Source organism: Planococcus dechangensis (assembly GCF_042654465.1).
GTDB lineage: Bacteria > Bacillota > Bacilli > Bacillales_A > Planococcaceae > Planococcus > Planococcus dechangensis.
Window position 1 is genome coordinate 1,605,725 of record NZ_JBHSGL010000005.1, and the last position, 19,744, is coordinate 1,625,468.

The window sequence follows — 19,744 nt, forward strand, 5'->3', positions numbered from 1 at the left end:
TCAAAAAGCAGATCTAGTTAAACCATCTGCACACAATGAAATCTCTCAGCCGCCTAGCGCATACGGATGAGCCGACGTAATGAGACAAGTGGTTTTCTTGGCTCATTGCATGAGGCCATCCCAAAGCAAGGCGGCGAATACTCGGGAGTTGCCCTAAGAGAACAACGGAACAGTTCCACAACAAAACCCTACATCTCTTCATCTAAGCTAGACCTAGGAAGCGATTCCCCCACTAGCCAGCAACTCATCAAAAAGCAGATCTAGTTAAACCATCTGCACACAATGAAATCACTCAGCCGCCTAGCGCATACGGGTGAGCCGATGCAATGAGACAAGTGGTTTTCTTGGCTCATTGCATGAGGCCATCCCAAAGCCGGGCGGCGAATACTCGGGAGTTGCCCTAAGAGAACAACGGAACAGTTCCACAACAAAACCCTACATCTCTTCATCTAAGCTAGACCTAGGAAGCGATTCCCCCACTAGCCGGCAACTCACTAAAAAGCAGATCTGATTGAACGCACCTAAACTCCAACTCGCCCCGATCAGCTTCTCAATCCCCTTTTTTGACACTCAACGTCGTAACGGTCAGAAGAATAACCGCCATGCCAAGCAATTGAACCAGCGACAATTCCTCGTTCAGCAACAAAATCCCGAACAACGAAGCAGTCACCGGCTCCACCATCGCAATCATCGATGCCGTCGAAGCCTCTGTTTGCCTGATGCCAATCGTATAAAGCGCAAAAGACAAGCCGGCGCCGATGATCCCAATCGCAACAAACCAGCCGACATCACTAGAAACGGGCACGGATGCAGCTTCTTGGAAATTCACCAACAAGGATAAAATGACGCAGAAAGCAAGGAAAGCAATGACCAATACCATTTGCGGCTTGCCTCGTGCCGATGCATTTTTAAAACCGAAAATAAACAAAGCGTACGATAGCCCTGCGCCAAGACCAGTCGCTACCCCTATAAAATTCACCGTGCCGGAACCCGCATCATACGCCTCAGTCAATAACACGATTCCAATCAGCACACTGAAAATACACGCCCATTTAAACCAAGTTGACCGTTCCAGCCGAAACAAAAAAGATATGAGCAACACAAATAACGGAGCGGTATACATCAAAGTCGCAGCGACCGGGACACTTGCAGATTGGATGCTTAGGAAATAAAACGTAAAATTACCCGCAACACCGATACCCGCCACGACAGACCACAAAACGAGAGAAGCCGAAAAGCCACTATGGTCTTTTCGACTGACCAACAGCCAAACCAGAAAAAAAGCTAAGCCTATCACCCCTCGGTAAAATGAAATAACAAGAGGATCCCAGCCCTTGCCCATCAATATATCCGCAAGCCCTCCAGTGATCCCCCAACAAATAGCAGCCAGAATGATCATTGCACTTCCTGAAAACTTCATCACAGCCTCCTGTGTTCATCTTTTTTATCACTCAGCTTCGAAAAGAGACGATAAACCTTTTGTTGTTCCCACACATTTCCCGAACCTTAGCCGGCTAAACTCATTTCCTACATATTTCCTATAAACCTTTACCAGCTATCCAGTTGCCGCAAATCCCGTACCCTATCCCAGTCGACAACAAACAAAGCCGGAGAGGCGATTCGCCTCTCCAGCTTTCAGGTCAATCAATTATTGTTTTCTAGCACGTACGCTTACTGTCGTGATCAGTGCTGCCAAGAGCAATCCAGCAAGGACCCATAGGAATGGCGCTGTGGAGTTGCCGCTCATGCCGCCCATGCCCGTTGCGGGCATTTCAGATGGCATTGCCGCTTCGCCGAACTCTTCAGGGAACTGATCTGTAATCGCTGCAGACAATCCAGCTGCCGGCATTGTCATATGCGCATAAGCTTCGCGAATTGATGCATAAGCAGTTTCGTAATCGCCTGCCACGTAGCTGTCAAAAGCTACAAGCAATTGGTCAACGTGTGCTGTCAAGCCTTCTTCGAGTGCATCAGCCGGTACGCGGCCTTCAGTTGCTGCATCAAGAAGCGCTGCTTGCTCGACGATATACTCGTCAAGATCCGCTTTCGCTTGTTCCTGGCCTTCTGTGTTTTCTTCTGCAGTTGCTGTTACATAGTCAACAAAGTAACCGATGTGAGATCCCCAGACTTCTGAGAATGCCTCGCCCGCTTCGTCACCGTAAACCGACCCGACTGCTGCTGATAGATCATCAGCATTGGCAAGAAGTGCCCCTGCTGCCTGGTCGAAGCTTTCAGCTCCATCAACGCCATCTTGCATCGCCATTGCCGCAAGTCCAGCGTGTTCCGTGAAGATCATGTTCAATCCTGCACGCAGATCCACTGCTGGAGTGTCCGGGTTTGTGTTATCGAACTGATCCGGAAATTGATCCGTGATCGCGATTGATAAAGTTTCAGCAAACATGCTCATGTGGTGGATCGACTCGCGCTCTGTAGCATAAGCTGTTTCAAAATCGCCTTCTGCATAAGCGTTGAATGACGTGATCAATTGATCAACGTGTGCATCCAAGCCTTCTTTTACTGCAGCTTCAGGTAAACGACTTTCTGTTGCAGTATCAAAGAATTGCGCTTGCTCTGTTTTGTATTCTTCCAAGTCAGCTATTGCTTTCGCACGGCCGTCCTCGTCGCCTTCGCCTGTTGCGACAACGTAATCAACGAAATAGCCGATATGGGAATTCCAGATTTCAAGAAATGCTGCTCCGCCTTCTTCACCGTAGACCGAAGTCACAGCTGCTGCCAGGTCATCGGAATTCGCCAGCAATGCGGCTGATGCCTGGTCGAAGTCTTCCGCTCCGTCAATTCCTTTTTGCATGGTTTCGACTGCGAGGAACGCATGCTCCGTCAAAATGGTATCAAGTGCGATTCGAAGTTCTGCCGCTTTCGTTGCTGTCGGCGCCTCCATTTGCTCTGTTGCTGCGTGGCTTCCATGATCATCTGCAAGTGCTGCTGTCGGTACAAGTAGAGCCAAGCTCATCGGCAAGGCCACCATCAATTTATTCATTTTCATCATCCATCTCTCCTCTGTTGTTTTTTGTTGTTCTACTTACCCAACGGAGGACAGATCAACTTAGATCACTTTTTTTCAAAAAATTTTTTAAATTATTCAAATCCATTTATTTGTTTACCGGATCCCGCGGAAATATTGCTCCCTATTGCTCCTCTAGCCCCTTCTCTAATGCTATGCTGAATGAAACCCCACAGACAGGAGCATGCATATGAATAGCTACAACACACAAGCATTCCATCAACTGGAGATTGCGATTCAGTCAGTGGCCGAACTGATCTCTTCTATAGAAGAAAGCGAATGGGACACCCGGCCGACTGACGGAAAATTCTCCATCGGCGAGCTCGTTGGGCACATCGCACTCATCTGCGAAGCAGACCGGCGCATCGCGGACGGTGCGAGCGAAAAGGATATGTCCGCATATTATGCAGCCGCAGCACCCGTCACCTTGCAACAAGCCAAAACCGAATTGATCCGTAACTTTGAACGCTTGCAAGCTTTTTATCTTCCATTGACCGAAGAACAGCTCTTTGAACCGTGCACCTCGTATTGGGGTGTGACGTATAGCCGTTATGAATGGCTCCTCGAAACGCTGGTTCACGTGGCCCATCACCGCGGTCAACTGCACGCTATGCTCGTCCATTGCCTTGGCAAGCAAACAGACTTTGCACTATTTGAATGAATTTCCGGGATGGGCTTACAGGTGGCAGGAGCGGGTATGGATAATTAATTGATCTAATTCCATCATCAGCTTCAGCCCTCAAACTGCAGAAAGTCAGGTGTTTTGCATGTCATCATTAAATGAAAAGGATTTGTCCCGCATCGAGGAACTCGACCCGGATACACTCGGCGAGGATTTTCCGGTACGGCGAGTGATTGTGGAAACGACGCTTTATTCGGCTTACCTCGTTCCGGCTGACGGGACAGAAGGCCCGCCCTATAATATTCTCGTCATCGAACACCCCCCAGCCAAAGCAGTTTCCGCATTTCTATGGTGCCGCCGCATCCAAGGAACAGGCACGAAAATGGAGGCGGTCCGGGAAATCAGCGATGCCATTGAGCATCATCGCCAGCGCCGCAACCAGTAACACTCTTTAGAACTCAGATATTGAGTTCTTTTTTTATGAGTTTATTAAATATTTCCATAAATTTCATATAAATATAATTAAAATGGGTATATTTTCTTCACTTTTCGTTCGGTCATATGCGGTATAATTGCCCCATAACATGTCTGAGAAAGGACTGTCTTTTATGCCCCTAGACCCTGCGAGCTTGGCGTTCATCGTATTATCCATTCTGACAGCCATCGCTGCTTCCTATATCGCTCTTTTATTGATCGGCCGCATTACCGACAAAAGCCGCACGCGCCCTTTATTGTGGATCGCTGGCAGTTCAATCGTTTTCGGCATGGGCATCTTTTCGATGCATTTCATCGGCATCTTGACCCACCACTCGTCCGCACCTGTGCAATACAATCCCTTTCTGCTGGGCATATCGCTGATCGGGGCGATCGGCGCTGCATTTCCGGCTTTTTACATGCTGCGCTTGCCGCATCCGTCCAAATCACGGCTGTTGTTCAGCGGATTTTTCATCGGCTTCGGCGTATTGTTCATGCATTATACTGGCATGGCCGCTGCACGGGCTGTCGGCATCCCGCTATTCCATGCACTTCCATTCGCGCTATCGGTGTTGATCGCATTCGGCGTATCGCTCATCGCGTTGCGCGTTTTCACCCGCAACCGCGAAACGCCCGACTCGTCTTTCCGGAAACTCATCAGTGCCATCATCCTCGGCGTGATGATTTCAGCGGCCCATTATACCGGCATGCAAGCTATCAGCTACTCGGCAACGCCTGCCGGACCATCGTCATTCACCAATATGGGGCTTGCTTTTGTCGTCACGGCATTGATTATGCTGCTGCTTGGCATCGCCGGTTACTTGGCATATCTCGACCGCAAGCAGTTGATCAATGAACAACGTTATTTGAAAAAAATCCGTGAAAGCGAACGGCGTTTCCGACGGCTCGCTGATATGTCGCCGGAAGCGATCGCCATCCACAGCAACGGCCTATTATTATACGTCAATGATGCCTGCCTGCGAATGTTCGGTGAAACCGATTCCGCTCACTTGATCGGCACAAGCGTAATCAATTACGTCCACCCGGATTATCAGGAACTCGCCAGCGAGCGCATCCAATGGATGAGCAAAGGCCATAGCGTCAAGCCGGCCGAACAATTATGGGTCACCCCGAACGGCAAGATCCATGAAGTGGAAGTGACAGGTATGGGCATCGAGTTTGAGGGCAATGCCGCTTCCCAATTATTGATCCGTGACATCACCGAACAAAAACAAGTAAGCCGCGAACTCGAATTCAACCGCCAGCGCTTCGAGTCCTTGTTCCAAAACAACCCAGATGGCATTTATTCAATGGATTCAACTGGCCGCTTGATTGACGTCAACGATGCCTCTGAACAATTGCTCGGCTATACACGCGAGGAGCTGACCTCGACGACGTTTCACAGTGTCATTGAAGACTGCCAGCTCGATGCGACCGCAGCGAAGTTCCGTCTCGCACTTGGCGGCACCACGCAAAACTATGAAACGGTCGGCATCCATAAAACAGGACGCCGCGTATCGCTCCATATTACCAATATGCCGATTCTAGTTGACGGCGCAGTGACCGGAGTCTACGGCATTGCCAAAGACATCTCGGCAGAAAAACAAGCCCTCTCGCTGCTTGCCGAAAGTGAGGAAAAATACCGTTCGCTGTTTGATTACAATCTCGATGCCGTGTTTGAAATTGACTGGGACGGGCGTTTTGTCCATGCCAATGCCATGACTGAAAAGGTAAGCGGCTATACACTCGATGAAATGATTGGACTTCATTTCTCGCCGCTCATCGCCAATGGGCTTGAGCGTGTCCAATATTTCTTCGCCGCAGCACTCGCAGGCGATGCAGTGAATTTCGAGCAGCGCATCAAGCGCAAAGACGGCATGGTGATCGATGTCGACATCAACGCTGTGCCGAAACGCAAAAACGGCGAGATCGACGGCGTTTTCGCAATCGTCCGCGACATCACGGATAAGAAAATAAACGAACAGCAAATCAACGAGCTTGCCTTTACCGATCAGCTGACCGGACTGCCAAACCGCCATTGGTTTTACCAAAACATCCGCAAAGTGCTCGGGAGAACCGAAGAACGTCAACAGAAGATCGCCGTATTGTTGATCGATTTCGACGATTTCAAAACCGTCAACGACCTGCTTGGCCATTTCGGCGGCGACCAGTTCCTGAAAATCGTCGCAAGCCGCATCCATTCCTGCCTCGGGCCGAATGATGCAATTTCGCGCTTTGGCGGAGATGAATTCATCATCGTTTCGGAAAATACGGATGAAGCGCAAGCCTATGAGCTTGCCGACACCATTTTGCACGGGATGCATGAGCCGGTGCAGTTGCTCGGACAGGAATTCAACGTGACATTGAGCATCGGCATCGCTGTCCAGACCGGCTGTGAAAGCGATGGCGAATCGCTCATCAAAGAAGCCGATTTCGCGATGTATTCCGCAAAGCAAAACGGCAAAAACAATTACCAGCTATTCACACGCGAACTCGACAGCTTGATGACGCGCCGCAATCATTTGGAACAAGCCCTGAAAAAAGCACTCGACGAACAACAATTCGCGCTTCATTACCAGCCGCAGATCAATTTAGCAAGCGGGCAAGTCATCGGCTACGAAGCATTGCTGCGCTGGCAGTCGCCACTCGGCAATGTTCCGCCGTCTGAATTCATCCCGGTCGCTGAAGAAACCGGACTCATCGTGCCGATCGGCGAATGGGTGCTGCGCCAAGCATGCCGCGACACAAAACGCTTTCATGCGCTCGGCAAGGCTTCGGCAAACATTTCGGTGAATGTATCCGCACGCCAGTTCAAAGATCCGGACTTCAGCCAAAAAGTACGCGCCATCTTCGAAGAGGAACACGTCGATCCGCGACATTTTGAAATTGAAATCACCGAGAGCGTCATGCTCGATATCGAACACTCGGCACGCGTCATCTGCGAGCTGAAAGAGCTTGGCCTGCGCATAGCCATCGATGATTTTGGCGCCGGCTATTCTTCGCTGAATATAATCAAAAACATCGAGATCGATACGCTGAAAATCGATAAATCTTTGATGGATGAAGTGCTCATCAACCGGCGCAATTTGTTCATCCTTGCCGCCATTATCGAAGTCGGCAAAAACCTCAACGCCCGCATCGTCGTCGAAGGCATCGAGCTGGAAGAACAAGCGGAACTGTTGAAACCGTTCGGCGTAGTCGGGCAAGGCTATTTGTTCAGCCGCCCGCTGCCGCCGGGAAGCATCGATGCGTTTCTTAGCGAAGCACCGCAGAAAGTTTCGGAAAAAGGACAGTAAAAAAGCACGCAGCCTAGGACGGGCTGCGTGCTTTTTGTTGGTTACTCTTTGCGTGTGTACTTGCGGACGGCCGGCAAAATTTCTGTTGCGAGCAGTTCCAAGTTGCGCTCCAGCCGTTCCATCGGCACACCGCCGAAATCCATTTGTGCGATATAGCGCTGATGGCCGAACAGTTCGTGCTGATACAATATTTTCTCGATGATCTGCTGCGGGCTGCCGATGTTCATGACACTTTCTTTCGTCGCGCCGTGTGCGAATGCTTCTTGTGGATAACCGCGGCCGTTCGTTTTGACCATCCCTTTATCCACATGTGGATAATATTCCGCGATGGCCTGCTGTGTCGTTTCTGCGGCGTTGAAAAAACCGGCAGTCGCGACCGGCAATTGCGCTGCATCGTGGCCCGCTGCGTTTGCGGCATTGCGGTATGCATTGATTGTCGTCTTAAAAGTTTCCGCCGGGCCGCCAAGTGTTGCGAGCATCATCGGCACACCGGTACGTCCTGCTTTGACGGCGCTTGACGGATGCCCGCCGACAGCACGCCAAATCGGCAGCGCCCCCGATTCGGGCCGCGGCAGAATCTGCGCGTCTTTTAATGATGCGCGGAAGCGGCCGTTCCAATTGATGGTTTGTTGTTTATTGATGTCGAGCAACAGCTCGAATTTTTCTTCGTATAATTCCTCGTAATAGCGGATATCGTAGCCAAGCAAATCGAACAGCCCGACACGCGATGCACGGCCGGCGATAATTTCCGCGCGTCCCTGCGAGATCAAATCAATGGTCGCGAAATCTTCAAAGACGCGCACGGGATCAGATGTACTGATGATCGTCGAAGAGCTCGAGACTTTGATGTTGGTTGTCGCCTGCGCAATCGCCGCCAAGACGACCGAATGCGCTTGAGTTGCAAAATACTCCTGGTGGCTTTCACCGACGCTGAAAAAGTCGACGCCCGCCTGTTCAGCGAGCTGTGCGAAGCGAATAATCTCGCGGACCCTCTCGCCTTCCGACTGGCGCTGTCCTGTATGTGGATCCGGCAAATGATCGCCGAGTGTATAAATGCCGAATTCCAGACCGTTGTCCGGATTGATGCGATATTGTTCCATGCTCTCCGTCCTTTCGCCTTGCATTTTTCTTAGCACCCCTTCAGTATAGCGGGCAAGGAAGCCTGAAGGAAATCATCCATTCGACTGAAACCGCGCGCTGCCCGATACAGGAAATCGCCATCTGCTGAATGTTATACTGAACAGGCAATTCACAACACGTGGGAGGAAACAACATGAAAATCCGGACACTTGCTGTCATGCTTGCAATGCTGCTGCTCGCCGCCGGCTGCGGAAACAGAGACGACGAACCAACAGAAGAAGAAAAATCGGCCATTGACGGCACATGGGAAGGAACCATCGAAGTGCCGGAACAAGCCATTCCGATTGTCCTCACGTTTGCTGATGACAGCGGCAGCTTGAGCATCCCGTCGCAAGGCGTCACCAACTATCCGTTATCGACGGTAAAAATTGAAGACCCAAGTGTGGCATTCGATGTCGACTTGCAAGGACAGCGGCTGTTATTCGAAGGCCAGCTCGGAACAGAGACCATTGCCGGCACATTCACCCAGCAAGGCAAATCATTTCCTTTTGAGCTTAAACCTGCTGCCCAGACACCCCCTGAAGAACCTGAAAACGCCGTGGAAACAGAGGTAGAAGGCGGCATGATGAACGCCGTTGTGGATCTGCCTGAAGGCGACGGGCCACACCCTGTCGCTATCTTGATCGCAGGATCAGGCCCGACCGATAAAGACGGCAACTCGGTCGGATTCCCCGGCAAGAACAATAGCTTGAAAATGATCGGAGAACAGCTCGCCGAGCAAGGAATCGCCGTCATCCGCTATGATAAGCGCGGCATCGGCGACAATATGGAGATCGGCATAGAGGAAGAAGATCTGCGCTTTGAAGACTTTACAAAAGATGCCGGGGCCTGGATCCGTTTTGCGAAGCAAGACGAACGCTTCGCGGACGTATCGGTCATCGGCCATAGCGAAGGCGCACTCATCGGCTTGATCGCCTCGAACGAAGAAGGCGTCGATTCCTATGTGTCGCTGACAGGTGTCGGACGGCCTTCCGGCGAACTGCTGAGAGAGCAATTGGCCTCCCTGCCGGCAGAACAGCTTGAAGAAGCTGAACAGATTCTCGAACAACTCGAAGCAGGACGCACCGTCGATAGCGTGAGCTCTGAACTGCAGCCGGTGTTCCGCCCGAGTGTGCAGCCGTATTTGCAGTCATGGATGGCCCATGACCCGCTCGTAGAAGTGGCGAAACTCGACGCCCCGGCATTATTTGTCGGCGGCACGCGTGACTTGCAAGTGCCCGCAAGCGATGCGGAGCTGCTCTATAAAGCGAAAACGCCGGATGGCGAACTGCTGGTGATCGACGGCATGAACCACGTACTGAAACCCGTTGCGGACAGCGAAGAGGAAAACCGCAAAGCTTACGGCGACCCGGACTTGCCGCTAGCAGACGGGCTGATCGACGGCATAACGGCATTTTTGAACGATCATTAAGCCGGCTGGGCGCTATGAATATCAATTGTTAGAGAAAGCAAAAAGAGGAAGAAGCTGACGGGCTTCTTCCTCTTTTGCCTTTTTACTGATCGATTTCTCTTACAAAAGTATGCGCAAAACGGTCATGCGGCATTTGCGCGCTATGATTCTGCCTGCGTTCACGGAACCACTCAAGCGGCATGATCGAATCGCGATGTGCCAGCCGCTTGAAGATCTGCACATCCGTCAGCTCGCCACCGCCCGTGCTCTCGATCTTGATGCCTTGCGCTTTTTGTCCGAGCGTCTGGCCGCGCGTCTTCAATTGAAGATACTCGAGCCCCCAGAACAAAACGGTCGGCGTCACCAGCGCATGCACCCATTCCTGTTTGATTTTCTTGCGGAGAAGCGGCTCCACGACGGCGGTTAATGCGCCCGATACCGCCATATCAATCGCTAATGCCTTGCCGCGTTTTTTCATTAGATTATTCATCTTGACTCCTCCTTTATTGAAGTTATTTCCAGTATACCGTTTCGGCTCGTCAAAGACAGTTGGCGACGTATGCGTTATGATGGAAAAAACTGCAATGAGGTGACATGCATGGTATTTCTCGTTCTTTGGCTCCTGCTGATCGGCTACGCCGTCTTCTTGGCGCCTTCGGGTTCCGGAGGCATCGAGTTCGGCGCGCTCTTGTTAGGCGACTGGGAAGGGGTCGATCCGCTTGTGCTCGCAGTATTCAATTCGCTCGGCATCTTCCCGCTGGTCTTTTTGACGCTACTCATCCCGAATGACCGCTTGCGCTGGCCGGCGTGGCCGTTCGCACTGGTGTCGTTTGGCGTCGGGGCCTTTTCACTGCTGCTGTATTTCGCATTCGGCACCAAGCCGCCGGAAAAAAAGCGTCGCGGCCCGGAAACACTGCACCGCATCCTGCGTTCAAAAGCATGGCTGCTATTTGTCGCCGCCATCAGCATTATTAATTTCCTGACCGTGTTGCGCGGCTTTTCACTTGAAGCCTATGCAGAAGCGTTCCGCACCTCGAGCCTGGTGTCAGTCATGACGGTCGACTGGCTCGTCTTATGGGGCTTATCAATTTATTCCATATATCGTTTCGAACCCTCAGCAAAGTTCAAGCCACTGGCCATCTTGCCGGTCGTCGGGCCGATATTGGTGTTATTGTTCAACCGCAAACGCCCCTCTTAAACTAAGACGTTCCCGATCATTGGATCAGGAACGTTTTTTTATTTGGGGCAAAAAACAGCTTTTTTGATACGCGTTGATGTCCCCTTGCTTGTTTATTTGAAAGAATATTCATATTATTCAACTTCTCTAAGAAGTCTTTGATATACTTAATTTACCATCTTATCGGAAATTGGGAGTGTGAGAATAATGAAGAAGCTGCTTGTTTTACTGGCCTTTATGCTGCTGATATTGAGCGCTTGCGGAACATTCGAGGGCACGGTCATTGAAAAGACAGACGCCAGTTTCCTGTTGGAATTGCCTTCAGAAGGCGAAGAAGCAGAATCGGACGTAGTCGAAATCTTCCTCAACGATGACACCAAATTCAGCGGAACCATCCGTTCATTCGAAGAACTGCAACAAGGGCAATATGTGCAGGTCGGCACTTTCGATACACCATCGGAATTCGATTACACTATCGCTTCTGATGTATATGCCAAGTAATACAAGAAAAATACCGCCACGACAAGAAAGGAAGAAACCAGTATATAGGTTTCTTCCTTTTTTGTTCTTCTATGTGCAGTCGGGACTGCTTATTGTTCCCACCAGCGCTCGGAAGAATACGAACCGAGCTTGTCGAGCGACAAGGTTTCGCCGATTTTCGGGGTGATCAAGCGCGCGCCTAAGCGCTCCGCTTCCGGCAATGCCCGCTCGACCGGATCCGTCCAGCTGTGGAACGCCAGCGTGAACGCCGCCCAGTGCACGAGCATCATCGTTTCGCCCTGCACATCGAGATGCGCCTGGACCGCTTGTTCCGGTGTCATATGGGACGACTCCCAGCGCTCATTGTACTGGCCGCCTTCCATCAGGGCGATATCAAACGGGCCGTATGCCTCGCCGATATCTTTGAAATGGCTGTCATAGCCGCCGTCGCCGCTCGTATAGAAGCGCGCGTCTTCACTTAACACGACCCATCCGCCCCATAAAGTCGAATTGCGGTTAAACAAACCCCTGCCCGAAAAATGCTTGGACGGGGTGAGGGCGAGCGTCAATCCGTCAAGCTGCGTCTCGTCCCACCAGTTCAGTTCGGTGATGCGCTCGTGATCTACTCCCCAGCTTTCAAGGTGGGCGCTGACGCCAAGCGGCACAAAGAAATGCGCCACTTTGGATTCGAGCGCTTTGATCGATTCATAATCGAGATGGTCGTAATGATCGTGCGTCAGCAACACCGCATCAATCGGCGGCAAGTCATCGATTATACCAAGCCAGTCCTCACTATAGCGTTTGCTTCCACCGGCAAACGAGATGGGCGATGCCCTTGGCCCGAGCATCGGGTCGATGAACAGTTTTTTGCCGTCCATGCTCAATAAATAAGTGGAATGCCCAAACCAGGTCAAACTATCCTGCCCGCTTCGGATGTTGTCCCAATCGAGTGGCTCCACTGGCAGTTCCCCTGCCGGTTCGCGCTCGGTATCGTCCGAAAAGATAGAGTCCCGCAGCATCGACAGCCCTTCCGAAAATCTGATGTTGGTCTCACTGTGCGATACGTTGACGAATTTCCCGTCTTTGTAATTGTCCAATTGCGCGAATGCTTGCTGTTGCTCTTTACTCGGTGATTTTCCGAGCGGATTGTGCGTCGCCAAAAATATAACCCCCGTTATGGTAAGCAGAATGAGCGTTATGAATGAATACACCATAAATTTCTTCATTGATCCTCCACATAAATATGTATTTTCACGAGGCCTGCCTCGAAACTTCCTGCTTTCAGTATAGCGGCATTGATTGCCATTGGACAGTTGACGGAATTGGGCAACTGGAAAAACATGAAAAAGTTCCCGGCCAGCTAGCCAGGAACTTGGTGTTCAAAAGCGGCAGATTTCCCTCACCCTTGCAAAGCACCGCTTCGCAGCTTGTGCTTTTCCGATGCCCAGCTATACGAACCCTCATGCAGCGTCAGTGTTTGGCCATCGATCCAGGCGATTTTCGTGAACAGCTTTTCGAGGAAATAACGGTCATGGCTAATGGCGATGATCGTGCCGTTGAAGTTTTTCAGCGTTTCTTCCAGCACTTCGCGCGATTCGATGTCCAAATGGTTGGTCGGCTCATCCAACACAAGCACATTGCACTCTTCTTGCATAAGCTGCGCGAGACGCAGGCGCATCTTTTCGCCGCCGCTCAAATCCTTGACCCGCTTGAAGACATCGTGGCCGTAGAACAGGAATTGTGCGAGCAAATGGCGCGCGTCGCCTTCTGTCACCGACAGGGTGCTGCGGAACGCTTCGATGACGCGATCGTTGCCGTCGAACCCTTCGAACTGCTGCGCGAGATAGCCGATCTTGACGTTGCTGCCGCGGCGCACTTCCCCGCTGACCGGCTCGATCTCACCCAGTAAAATCTTCAGCAAAGTCGATTTGCCGGTGCCGTTGTCGCCGACGATCGCCAACCGGTCCTGCCAGTAGACCGACAACTCCACATCGGCGAACAAAATATCGTCGCCGTAGCCGTGGAACACATCGCTCAGCTCAAAGACCCGCTTGCCGCTGCGGTCATTGGCCTGCAGCTTGAGTTTCATTGCCTTTTCCGCAGCTGGCCGTTTGACCAGTTCCATGCGCTCGAGCATCTTCTCCATCATTTTCGCTTTGCGGAACAGATCCGGATTCGGCGGCGAGGCTTCGTTCGCCCATTGGCGCAGGCGGCGGATCGATTCTTTGATTTTCTGGATTTTCTTTTGCTGTTCTTTGTAATCGGCAAACTGCTGCTCCATCTTCGCCTGCTTATTGCGTAAATAATCGTCGTAATCGCCTTTACTTTCCCATATTACACCGTCTTCAATCTCATATACTTTGTGTACGACATGGTTCAAAAACTGACGATCATGCGAAATGACGACGACCGTGCCGCTGTAATACTCCAGGTAATGCTCCAGCCACTCGATCGCCGACAAATCCAAATGATTGGTCGGTTCATCAAGCAGCAAGACACTCGGCTGCCGCAAAATAAGCTGCGCGAGCATAACTTTCGTCTTCTCGCCGCCGCTCAGCGACTCGAACAGCTGATTGGTCAACGCAGCCAAGCCGAGACCGTTTGCGACCGCCGCGATTTTCGATTCGGTGTCATAGCCGCCGGACTCGAGAAACTGCTCCTGCAGCTCGCCGTATTGACGCAGCACCCGCTCGTCCGCACCGTCAGACAATTGCTGCTCGAGTGCGCTCAGTCGCTGCTGCATCGCGTGCAGCTCACTGAATCCCTCATTCATTACGTCGTACACCTTGTAATCCGGGTAATGCGGAATTTGGTGCAGGTAGCCGATCTGTGTATTCTTCGTGCGGATGATGATGCCGGCATCCGGCTCTTCAATTCCCGCTAACAATTCGAACAGCGTCGTCTTGCCGCTGCCGTTGCGCCCGACCAGCGCAATGCGTTCTTTTGCATTGATCTCCATCGAAATATCCGTAAAAATAGCGTTGCCGCCGATTGATTTGGCTAGTTGTTGTGCTTTGATCTGCATCGTTTACGCCTCCAGGGCGCAGCTGAAAAATCGGTACAAAAAAAGACCGCTCATCAACCGAGCAGTCTTCCACAATAAGTGAAAAGAATGTCAGATATCAGCTGCGCGTAATGTTTAAATTGGCTAAAAAAGGACGGACTTCTCCCGTCGGCGCCAAATCAAACGTAATGACACGTGTGAAATACAAAGCTCCCTCCATCTTCACACCCATCACCGCAGCACATTTCCCCATTCTTGTCACCTCCGTTTCGTTTAATTGTCTTAATATTACCATAATAATGCTGGATAGGAAATAAAAAAATCGATTATGCACGCAAACGCGTACCGGGCTAAACACTATTCGTCGATCCCCATCGATTTCCGATAACCTTGCAAATAACCGATCTCAGACGGGCTCGCCATGTCTGGCGCGCTCATCGCACGGTGCCAATTCGGATAGAACGGTGCCGGCCGTGCTGTTTTCTCGATCAAATCGTGTTCATCCCCTGTCAATTGAATGTCGTAGGATGCGATGTTTTCTTTCAGCTGCTGTTCGTTGCGCGCTGCGATGACGAGCGGCCCGACATTCGGACGGTCGCGCACCCACGCGTAAGCGATTTGCGGCACGCTGGCGTTATAGTTGCCGGCCACTTGTTCGAGCGCATCGATGACGTTATTCAGGCGCTCCTGGTCGTACACCCAAGGCTCCGGCCAGCCGCCGCCTTGGCGCGTATCTTTCGGCGCTTGTTTGCCACGGCCGATTTTGCCGTTCAGCAAGCCTTCACCGAGCGGGCTCCAGATCATTGAGCTGACCCCGAGTTCGGCACCTGCCGTCAGCAGCTCATACTCCGCTTCGCGCGCTTCGGGTGAATAGTAAATTTGCTGCGTGGCGGGCGGAATCATGCCGTTTTGTTCCGCATAGGTGTGCGTCTTCCCGAGCGCCCAGCCGCTGTAGTTCGACACGCCCCAATGACGGATTTTGCCCGCTTTGATCAAGCCGTTCATCGTCTCGACGGTTTCTTCAACCGGCGTCTGTCCGTCCCATAAATGGACGAAATAGACATCCAAATAATCCGTGCCGAGACGCTCGAGCGATTCATCGATCGACGTCAGCAAATTATTGCGCGACGCCCCGCGCTCATTCGGATGCGAACCGAGCGGAAAGCCGGTCTTCGACGTCAACAACAGCTTGTCGCGCTTGCCGCGTATCGCGGCGCCCAATACGCGCTCAGCATCGCCTTGTGAATACAAGTTGGCGGTATCGAACATATTGATGCCTGCCTCGAGCGACATGTCGATCATGCGGCTCGCTTCGTCTTCCTGGACATTGCCTGCTGCTTCAAAACCGTTCGTGCCGCTGAACGGAACCGTGCCGAGAATGTATTTTGGGACGCGCAGCCCCGATTTGCCTAGATTTATATAATCCATACTAGAGAGCCTCCTGTTTACGAACTGTTTTTTTCTGACAGTTGTTCTCTACCCGCTGAACCCTCCCTGACAAACACGCTTTTAAAACCCCGCGTATTCAGCTAGAGGACAATTAGGCAACATAAAAAAAGCGGCCAAAGCAAATTGCTTCAGCCGCTTTTTTCGTCTAGCACAGAACTTCAAACACACACCATCTAACGCCAAAGTACGCGGAACGTCCCTTCAGCTTCTTGTTCGAACAAGCAATTCGAGCTCAACATCTGGCGGACTGCCGCTGCCTCTTCATCCGTTAAAGCAATTCCGACAAGTCCTTGCTCGGTTTCGGTGAAATCACTACCGGCTTCTTTGCCGAACTTGATGCGCAGCAAATTTTTCAAGCCGTTGACGGTGACAAATTTGATCTGGTAGCCGTCCCGGAATACGCTTTGCAGCTCACTGCCGAGCGCCGCGAAATTGTCATTGCCAAGGAGCTCCCCGATCTCCGTCCCATTGCGCCGAATCTTTTCAATGCGGATAGCGTCCGGCATGGAAATTTTGGTCAAAGTCATCTCAATCCCTCTTTTCAGTTAGATTGTTTCTTATCTTAGTGTAAACATAAATACATCCCCAAATATAGCCACAACTTCTTTAGCAAAACTAACGCGTCGACATGCTGATAATCGGAAGGAATCTGCTTTTCCGTATATGGACAAGTGACAGCAACTTCGAAATTTGTTGTTTCACAGTATTAATAATAATTATGTCATCCTTTCGAACTTGAACATAAGTAAAGTAACTCATGCATTCGTTGAAAGAATACTATTAACATAGATTTCTTCTTTTTTTAATTTCATAGTTAATTCTTTATCATTCAACACTTCAGCAATTAGATATGCATTTTCTAACAAGCCTTTTGAGGATTCTGTTTTATTTAAGTGCAATTCTATTAAACCCTTACGTAATTTACACAAAGCAACCTGAGTATATAGCTTCTTCTCTTTAAAAGTATGCAATACTTCCTCGTTTAAAGACTTTGCCTCTTCAATTCTGTTTCCTCTTAATAACAGATGAACTAAATTGTATTTGAAAGGTAAAAATATATTTTCATATTCAGGATGATGATCATATTTAAGCCCTTGCTTTAAAGCAAATTCAGTAATATGTTCAGCTGTTTCTACTGGAAATAAAAATAGAATGCTATTGATTAATTTAATATCTGATAAATACCAGTTGTCTGAACGTTCCAGTCTCTCCCATATTTTATAACCATAGCTCTTAGCCACATCAAAATTATCACCTTTTACCTCTATTAATGCTTTACAGACATTATGTATATCATTAATAAAACGATCTGAATTATTTTCTAAGTATTTCGTAGAATCTTTAATAAGCTGATTTAATATTTCTTCATCTATAAATCTTAATTTATAAAAATAATGAATTATATTCTGTCTATGAGAATGGGTTCTCAAAGCATATAGATATTCAAACTCTATGATATCCAATTCTAAATTAACTAAAAGCTTTTTAAACTTATCATAACTAATTTCAATTTCTCCTAATTCAAATTTAGAGTAATTAGTTTGATGCATAATTCCTTTCGACACTTTGGATTGACTATAATTTTTAGATTTCCTTATTTCCTTAATTACCGTACCTATTTCATAATCCATCTGTACGCTCCTTATAAAAATAATAATATGTGATTATTATAACAACCTATATCTATATCCACTTTAGAATAAAGTCACAGGGAAGTGGGGATGAGGTGAGAATGTGGAACTAATTAAAATACTAGCAGACTGGTTTATAGGATGTTGTTAAAATTTATTTTTTAGTTATTTATACCTAAATTAGTTTTACAATTAGATTTAATTTACAATTTATTGATTTTAAAATCAAATTAGTTCTTTCCTGAATTAAAATCCAGAATAATATTCAACAAAAATAAAGTACTAGGAGGATTACATTGAATTTTAATCTTAAAAGGTTCATAACATTAATGATTACACTTATTTTAGTCTCAATTACTATATCGCCATCAGCTTTTGCAAATGGGAATGGTTTTGGAAACGGCAAAGGTCTAGAGAATGGCAAAGGAATTCATCATAACCCTTTTTCGGAAGAAGTGGAATTTGACTTAACAAAAGCTGAAAAACAAGAGTTTGTATTTATTGGTGAAAATGGTGAGGAAGTAACTTATGGAGCGGAACCTGTGATCTATGAATTAGATGATTCAGTAATTAACAGTGGAGGAGACATTGGAATACTCTCAAATCTAACACGAACAAACACTATTAAACTTGGTACCTCCACTTGGAAAATTTATATTTATTCCGGTAGTATAAATATGGAATATTTTATAAACGTTAGTCGTACAAGTTCTTCTACTAAGATAACACGAGCTTATGACTTGTGGACTATGTTCGTAGGGTATACTGAAAATAATCGTAAATTCACCTTCACTTCTACGAGAGCTGAATATACTTCTACTGCAAACTTATTTAATTCTTTTGCTAGTATTAGTATCCGCCTTACTGCATCAGTTTCCGGGAGCACGTTAACTACATCAGCAAAATATTAAAGAAAGGTAGGCGATAAATATGTCAATCATCGGAGCTGCTAATATATTGTTAGTTGGTTTTATCGTTTTAGTTGTTGCTATAATCTTGTATTCAATAAAGGCTTATAAGAATAAACCTCAGAAATCAAATTAATGTCGTGTCCTAATCATTTCAGTAAGAAATGATTAGGACTATTTTATTTATATCAAACTAAAGGATTTATTTGATTTTGATTTCAAAAAAAATTATTCTTACTTAATTATATAAATAGTTTGTGAAATTAGGTGTAACAGTTCTTCTTCAAAGGCTTCAGTGGCTGTTTTCCAATCCTGATATTTTCATGAAGGGTTTCCCTCAATCTCACCTCAGCTTTACATCCTCAAACCCGGTTTTCTTCGGAAAGAGTTCACGCAGATGACCGTTTCTCTTTCATTGCTTCCACGCTGCCATGGCGAATTACTAGTAATAGCCGACACACAAGTAGGCGTCTTTTTCTTTTTCCAGAGTTACTAAGGGCGTTATATACGTCAATTCCTGGACAATCAATACCCTCAGCTTTCGGACCTTGAGAAACAGAATTAATATCATTGCAAAGCGCGACGTTTTTTTGCACAAAAAAGAGCTCAACCAGAAGATTGGTTGAGCTTTTGAGTGATTGGCTTATGACACAAAGGGATTTTTCATACCGCACGCATATTCAATTTTTGAGAGTTAAATTTTCTTCCAATCATGCGCACCCTTAGCCCATCCGCCGATCGCCACACCCACCGCAAGCAAAGGCGAGGCGAATTCGAGATCCTCCATCACCAAAAACTGCTTACCGAGCGGCGTCAGTTTGCCCGACAAGAGCAATTCTTCGCGCATCTTCACATAGCGCTTCGGGCATTTCGGCGAAGTCGTCGCGGCAAACTTCGATCCGCGCTGCACGATAAATTGCTCGCCCTGATAAAACCCGCTCGCATCCGCCCCGCGCTTCGAGGTGATGTAAAACAAATCCGGCGGCGCCTCCTGATAGCGCCTGACCATCCCGCTATCGAACGGATCGACCGCCACTTCTTCCCCTGTCGCCGGATCCAGCTCATAAAAACGGTACACTTCCTGAAACACCGGATGCTCCACAGCCTCTACATAATACTCTTTTTCCATCAGATTCTCTCCCATCTGAATA

At 48.8% G+C, this 19,744-nt stretch carries 18 protein-coding genes; 7 read left to right on the forward strand and 11 right to left on the reverse strand.

The window, feature by feature from the left end; translation table 11 throughout:
* Positions 1–550 precede the first annotated feature (550 nt).
* Both ACFO5U_RS11055 and ACFO5U_RS11060 read right to left on the reverse strand, forming a co-directional pair.
* Entirely contained in the window at positions 551–1,420 is an 870-nt protein-coding gene (locus ACFO5U_RS11055) for a DMT family transporter (RefSeq protein ID WP_377279122.1), read from the reverse strand.
* A 228-nt stretch (positions 1,421–1,648) separates the two neighbouring features.
* Complete coding sequence (locus ACFO5U_RS11060; RefSeq protein WP_377279123.1) at positions 1,649–3,007, reverse strand: copper amine oxidase; 1,359 nt, start codon at positions 3,005–3,007, stop codon at positions 1,649–1,651.
* A 205-nt stretch (positions 3,008–3,212) separates the two neighbouring features.
* Between ACFO5U_RS11060 and ACFO5U_RS11065 the strand changes: the two genes are divergently transcribed.
* From ACFO5U_RS11065 to ACFO5U_RS11075, 3 genes are all read left to right on the forward strand, one after another.
* Positions 3,213–3,683, forward strand: a complete 471-nt coding sequence (locus tag ACFO5U_RS11065; RefSeq protein WP_377279124.1) for a DinB family protein — start codon at positions 3,213–3,215, stop codon at positions 3,681–3,683.
* 106 nt (positions 3,684–3,789) lie between these two features.
* The gene (locus tag ACFO5U_RS11070; protein WP_377279125.1) at positions 3,790–4,089 is read left to right on the forward strand and encodes a hypothetical protein; all 300 of its coding nucleotides are present in this window, start codon (positions 3,790–3,792) and stop codon (positions 4,087–4,089) included.
* A 163-nt stretch (positions 4,090–4,252) separates the two neighbouring features.
* A complete protein-coding gene (locus ACFO5U_RS11075) occupies positions 4,253–7,414 on the forward strand; it encodes a bifunctional diguanylate cyclase/phosphodiesterase (protein ID WP_377279126.1) in 3,162 nt (1,053 codons plus the stop codon).
* 41 nt (positions 7,415–7,455) lie between these two features.
* On the opposite strand, the gene ACFO5U_RS11080 is transcribed toward ACFO5U_RS11075, so the two are convergent.
* Positions 7,456–8,514: an LLM class flavin-dependent oxidoreductase gene (locus ACFO5U_RS11080; protein WP_377279127.1), complete on the reverse strand. Its 1,059-nt coding sequence runs from the start codon at positions 8,512–8,514 to the stop codon at positions 7,456–7,458.
* 173 nt (positions 8,515–8,687) lie between these two features.
* Between ACFO5U_RS11080 and ACFO5U_RS11085 the strand changes: the two genes are divergently transcribed.
* Positions 8,688–9,965 (forward strand): alpha/beta hydrolase, encoded by a 1,278-nt coding sequence (locus tag ACFO5U_RS11085; protein WP_377279128.1) that lies wholly within the window; start codon positions 8,688–8,690, stop codon positions 9,963–9,965.
* A gap of 82 nt (positions 9,966–10,047) precedes the next feature.
* Here ACFO5U_RS11085 and ACFO5U_RS11090 read toward each other — a convergent pair whose 3' ends face one another.
* On the reverse strand, positions 10,048–10,434 hold the full coding sequence (locus ACFO5U_RS11090) for an RDD family protein (RefSeq protein WP_377279129.1): 387 nt from the start codon (positions 10,432–10,434) through the stop codon (positions 10,048–10,050).
* A 108-nt stretch (positions 10,435–10,542) separates the two neighbouring features.
* Between ACFO5U_RS11090 and ACFO5U_RS11095 the strand changes: the two genes are divergently transcribed.
* Positions 10,543–11,142 carry a hypothetical protein gene (locus ACFO5U_RS11095; RefSeq protein WP_377279130.1) on the forward strand — a complete coding sequence of 200 codons (600 nt, stop codon included), beginning with the start codon at positions 10,543–10,545 and terminating at the stop codon, positions 11,140–11,142.
* 186 nt (positions 11,143–11,328) lie between these two features.
* Positions 11,329–11,622 (forward strand): hypothetical protein, encoded by a 294-nt coding sequence (locus ACFO5U_RS11100; protein WP_377279131.1) that lies wholly within the window; start codon positions 11,329–11,331, stop codon positions 11,620–11,622.
* An 89-nt stretch (positions 11,623–11,711) separates the two neighbouring features.
* On the opposite strand, the gene ACFO5U_RS11105 is transcribed toward ACFO5U_RS11100, so the two are convergent.
* The 6 genes from ACFO5U_RS11105 to ACFO5U_RS11130 all read right to left on the reverse strand — a co-directional run bounded on the left by ACFO5U_RS11105 (position 11,712) and on the right by ACFO5U_RS11130 (position 17,685).
* Positions 11,712–12,815 carry an MBL fold metallo-hydrolase gene (locus ACFO5U_RS11105; RefSeq protein ID WP_377279495.1) on the reverse strand — a complete coding sequence of 368 codons (1,104 nt, stop codon included), beginning with the start codon at positions 12,813–12,815 and terminating at the stop codon, positions 11,712–11,714.
* Between the two features lie 185 nt (positions 12,816–13,000).
* The gene (abc-f, locus tag ACFO5U_RS11110) at positions 13,001–14,626 is read right to left on the reverse strand and encodes a ribosomal protection-like ABC-F family protein (RefSeq protein WP_377279132.1); all 1,626 of its coding nucleotides are present in this window, start codon (positions 14,624–14,626) and stop codon (positions 13,001–13,003) included.
* A 97-nt stretch (positions 14,627–14,723) separates the two neighbouring features.
* A complete protein-coding gene (locus ACFO5U_RS11115; protein ID WP_377279133.1) occupies positions 14,724–14,858 on the reverse strand; it encodes a hypothetical protein in 135 nt (44 codons plus the stop codon).
* Between the two features lie 104 nt (positions 14,859–14,962).
* Positions 14,963–16,033 (reverse strand): aldo/keto reductase, encoded by a 1,071-nt coding sequence (locus ACFO5U_RS11120; protein WP_377279134.1) that lies wholly within the window; start codon positions 16,031–16,033, stop codon positions 14,963–14,965.
* 194 nt (positions 16,034–16,227) lie between these two features.
* A complete protein-coding gene (locus ACFO5U_RS11125; protein ID WP_377279135.1) occupies positions 16,228–16,581 on the reverse strand; it encodes a hypothetical protein in 354 nt (117 codons plus the stop codon).
* Between the two features lie 228 nt (positions 16,582–16,809).
* Positions 16,810–17,685, reverse strand: a complete 876-nt coding sequence (locus tag ACFO5U_RS11130) for a helix-turn-helix domain-containing protein (protein ID WP_377279136.1) — start codon at positions 17,683–17,685, stop codon at positions 16,810–16,812.
* Between the two features lie 296 nt (positions 17,686–17,981).
* Here ACFO5U_RS11130 and ACFO5U_RS11135 point away from each other — a divergent pair, with 296 nt between their 5' ends.
* Positions 17,982–18,596, forward strand: a complete 615-nt coding sequence (locus tag ACFO5U_RS11135) for a DUF5626 family protein (protein ID WP_377279137.1) — start codon at positions 17,982–17,984, stop codon at positions 18,594–18,596.
* Between the two features lie 691 nt (positions 18,597–19,287).
* Here the strand turns inward: ACFO5U_RS11135 and ACFO5U_RS11140 are convergent.
* The gene (locus tag ACFO5U_RS11140; RefSeq protein WP_377279138.1) at positions 19,288–19,722 is read right to left on the reverse strand and encodes a DUF4357 domain-containing protein; all 435 of its coding nucleotides are present in this window, start codon (positions 19,720–19,722) and stop codon (positions 19,288–19,290) included.
* Positions 19,723–19,744 lie beyond the last annotated feature (22 nt).